Raw genomic sequence first — 3985 nt, 5'->3', positions numbered from 1 at the left:
GCCGGGATATGCCATGCCTATGCGCCCGATGGCCGCTGTATCTCTCTGCTCAAGATATTGCTGACCAACAGCTGCATTTTCGATTGCCACTATTGCATCAACCGGCGGTCGAGCGACGTCAGGCGGGCGCGCTTCACCGTGCAGGAGGTGGTCGACCTGACGCTCAGCTTCTACCGGCGCAACTATATCGAGGGGTTGTTCCTGTCTTCGGGGATCATCGCCTCTTCCGACTATACGATGGAGCAGATGGTCGCGGTAGCGCGCAGCCTGCGCGAAGAGCATGATTTCCGCGGCTATATCCACCTCAAGACCATACCCGATGCGGACCCCGACCTGGCGCATCAGGCCGGGCTGTTTGCCGACCGATTGTCGATCAATGTCGAATTGCCGACACAGGCGGGGCTGGAGCGGCTGGCGCCGGAAAAGGATGGCGTGCGGATCGAAGGCGCGATGGCGGGCATGCGCCATGCGATGGAGGATATGGGCGAGGCGCGGCGCAAATATCGTCATGCGCCGCGCTTTGCCCCCGCCGGGCAATCGACCCAGATGATCGTGGGCGCGGATGATGCCAGCGACAGCGCGATCATCACGCGCGCCAGCGGCCTGTATGACCGACACAGGTTGCGCCGGGTCTATTACAGCGCCTTTTCGCCAATCCCATCGCCCAGCGCCGTTCTGCCGCTCAGGCGACCGCCGCTGCTGCGCGAACATCGGCTCTACCAGTCGGACTGGATGATGCGCTTTTACGGCTATGGCGCAGAGGAGGTGGCGAGCGCGACCGATCCGGTGACGGGATGCCTGCCGCTCGACATCGACCCCAAGCTGGCCTGGGCGCTGCGCCATCGCGACATTTTCCCCGTCGACGTCAACCGCGCCCCGCGCGAAATGCTGTTGCGCATACCCGGTCTGGGGGTGAAGGCGGTCAACCGCATCCTCGCCAGTCGGCGTCACCGCCGGTTGCGGCTGGACGATGTGGCGCGATTGACGACATCGATCAAGAAGCTGCGCCCGTTTCTGATTGCCAGCGATTGGCGCCCCGTGCAGCTTTCCGATCAAGCGGATTTGCGCAGCCAGATGACCCCTGCCCCAGCGCAACTTGATCTTTTTTCATGAAAATGACGCATTTTCCGGTTGATCGCAGGAATGGATCATGAAACTCTTGACACTCAGTCATCCAAGGGGGTCAGGGTCTTGGCGACAATGTTCGACGGTCATGCCATCGCCAGCCGGAAGGTCGGTTACGCAAAGCGGATCAGCACGCATCTCGCTGCGGCGCTGGTCACCTTCTGCCTGTTGCAGATTTTCATCGTTGCCAAGATGGGCGGATCGCTGGTGCTGCACCTGGGCATCATCGTCGCGATCGCGGGTTTTGCCGTTGCAGCGCGCGGGCTGGAACGGCGCTGGCAGATGCTGGAGAGCAGCGACCTTTCGCGCAACGGGCTGGCGCTGCGGTTCCGCCGCGACCTGCTCCAGCTTTGGGCCGCCAGTCTGGTCGGCGCGATGCTGTGGATACCGGTGGCGATCATCTTCCGCTTCCTGTTCGGCTGACGCGGACCTTATTGCAGGTTTCGCCGTTCTCCTCCCGAACCCAAGAGGAGGATAGGTTATGGCCGACCGCACGATTTTCGACCGCCTGAAACAGGATCATGACGCGCATCGTCAGCTTTTCGCCAAGATGGCGGACGCGAAAGACGATTCCGACCGGCTGAAAAAACTGTTCGATCAGTTCAAGGTCGAGGTCAGCGCCCATGCGGCGGCGGAGGAAGAGACGCTCTATGCGACCATGCTGGCACGCCCGGACCTGCGCGAGGATGCGCAGCACAGCGTGTCCGAGCATAAGGAAATCGACGATTATCTGGAAGAGCTGGACGACCTGAAGTTCGATGGCGAAGCATGGCGCAAGAAATTCGCCAAGATGAAGGAACGCTACCTCCACCATATCGAGGAGGAAGAGGAAGAGATGTTCCCGAACGCCGCCAAGGATTTGACGGCTGACGAGGAAAAATCGCTGGCCGCCACATTTGCCAAGCGCAAGCCCGCCGAACTGGCGCGCGCAGAGGCCGACAGCTAAAACGCCCATGTACCGCGTGTCGCTGGCCGCCCCGGATGATTTTGACGGATGGCGGGCAACGGCGCGCGGCTTTGCGCTGGCCGGGGTCGATCCGGCCGACATCGTCTGGCAGGTCGGCGAGGATGACGGCGACCTGTTCGCCAGCGATGCGCCGCCGCCCGTTGCGGCTGAAGGCGCCTTCGGCGTCCCACGCGCCTTCGTCGATCTGGCCCAGAGCGCGATCCTGCATCGTGACCCCCAACGCTTCGCCCTGCTTTACGCGCTGCTGATACAGTTGCGCGACCGGCCTGGCACGATGGAGGACAAGGCCGATCCGCTGCTGCGCCGGATCGAGGGGCTGGCCAAGACGGTGCGGCGCGACATCCACAAGATGCGCGCCTTTGTGCGCTTTCGTGCGCTGGAGGATGCGGACGGCACACGCTTTGTCGCCTGGTTCGAGCCGGACCAGCATATCGTGCGCGCCAATGCGGGCTTCTTCGTGCGGCGCTTCGCGACGATGCGCTGGTCGATCCTGACGCCCGAATTGAGCATCCACTGGGATGGCGAGACGCTGTCCGAGGGACCGGGCGCAACGCGCGGCGATGCGCCGGGGGACGATCCGGTAGAGGATATGTGGAAGGGCTATTATGCCGCCATCTTCAATCCGGCACGGTTGAAGATCGGGGCGATGCTGTCCGAAATGCCGAAGAAATATTGGCGCAATCTGCCCGAAGCGGCGCTCATCCCGGCGCTGGTGGCGGGCGCGCAGGCACGCGAGGCGACGATGATCGGAACGGCCCCTTTACCTGAAAAACGGCCCGGCAACGCCATGGCGGCATGGACCGCGCTGCGCGAGGATGCGCGCGGCTGCACCCGCTGCCCGCTCCATGGGCCCGCGACCCAGACGGTGTTTGGCGAAGGGCCGGTCGATGCGCCCCTGCTGTTCATTGGCGAGCAACCGGGCGATCAGGAGGATCTGGCCGGGCGGCCCTTTGTCGGTCCGGCGGGACAATTGTTCGACGCCGCGCTGGCGGAGGCCGGGGTGGATCGGGCGCGGGCCTATGTCACCAATGCGGTCAAGCATTTCAAGTTCGAGCCGCGTGGCAAGCACCGCATCCACCAAACCCCGCAGGCGGGCGAGGTGCAGGCGTGCCGATGGTGGCTGGAGCAGGAACTGGCGCTGGTGCGCCCGCGCGTGATCGTGGCGCTGGGCGCGACCGCAGCGCGCGCCCTGCTGGGCAAGACGGTGACGATCGGCAAGCTACGCGGCACGGCGATCCCGCTGGCGGACGGCGCGGAAGGCTGGATCACGGTGCATCCGAGCTATTTGCTGCGGCTGCCCGACGCGGCGAAAGCGGCGGAGGAGCGGGCGCGGTTTGTGGCGGAGTTGCGCGTCGTAGGAGAGCGGGTGCGGGAGTTGGCGTGAGGGTGGATAGCAGACAGTCAGGTTTTTAGATAAATTCAACGATAGCAGACGTTACCTGCTTACCCGGAAGGGATGCTTGGGATTGCGCCGGATGAAATCCTCAACATCGCGTAGTCGTTCTGGCATAGGCTCAATATCTCGCCATCGAGTATGATTGATGAAGCGAAATCCCGCATTCCATAGCGCTCGAACCTTGGCCCATTGATCAACGTCTGATTTTCGAGGCACCTTAAATGCACGCCCCATCCAATGGAGATCAGCTTTGCATTCGGGGCATATGGCGCTTGCTTCCTCCGCCAGCTTCCACGACTTCCGGCATTCGAAGCAAGCATGTGGCCAGAGGCATTCTGGGCCACGATGCCGAGGCGGCACGTATGGCTCATGAACGACTCGGTTTCCAGATGCTCGCCGTAACTCCATGCGCTCGGACTTAGAAAGATCGGCCATTCTCTGAATTTGGACTATGCATGGAACGTCGGCAATCAAGAATTACGGGGCAAATGGCAAAT

Annotated in this window: 4 protein-coding genes; all 4 read left to right on the top strand. The window is 62.7% G+C overall.

Annotated elements, in window-relative coordinates:
* Nucleotides 1-1113, top strand: a 1113-nt coding sequence (locus SX1_RS21885; protein ID WP_019054817.1) for a putative DNA modification/repair radical SAM protein, incomplete at its 5' end; no start/stop codon positions are given.
* A 78-nt stretch (nt 1114-1191) separates the two neighbouring features.
* A complete protein-coding gene (locus SX1_RS21880) occupies nt 1192-1548 on the top strand; it encodes a hypothetical protein (RefSeq protein WP_026002191.1) in 357 nt (118 codons plus the stop codon).
* Nucleotides 1549-1606: 58 nt separating this feature from the next.
* Nucleotides 1607-2071 (top strand): hemerythrin domain-containing protein, encoded by a 465-nt coding sequence (locus SX1_RS21875; protein WP_017181958.1) that lies wholly within the window; start codon nt 1607-1609, stop codon nt 2069-2071.
* Between the two features lie 7 nt (nt 2072-2078).
* A complete protein-coding gene (locus SX1_RS21870; RefSeq protein WP_019054816.1) occupies nt 2079-3476 on the top strand; it encodes a UdgX family uracil-DNA binding protein in 1398 nt (465 codons plus the stop codon).
* The last annotated feature ends 509 nt before the right edge of the window (nt 3477-3985 follow it).

It is taken from the genome of Sphingobium xenophagum NBRC 107872, from assembly GCF_000367345.1.
In the GTDB taxonomy this organism is placed as follows: Bacteria; Pseudomonadota; Alphaproteobacteria; order Sphingomonadales; family Sphingomonadaceae; genus Sphingobium; species Sphingobium xenophagum.
The sequence above is the reverse complement of the archived record's forward strand: the minus strand, read 5'-3'. Positions and strand labels throughout refer to the sequence as shown.

Bases quoted from the DNA above. Each gene is read 5' to 3' on its own strand.
- SX1_RS21870 (WP_019054816.1), top strand. From the start codon at position 2,079: ATGTACCGCGTGTCGCTGGCCGCCCCGGATGATTTTGACGGATGGCGG.
- SX1_RS21875 (WP_017181958.1), top strand. From the start codon at position 1,607: ATGGCCGACCGCACGATTTTCGACCGCCTGAAACAGGATCATGACGCG.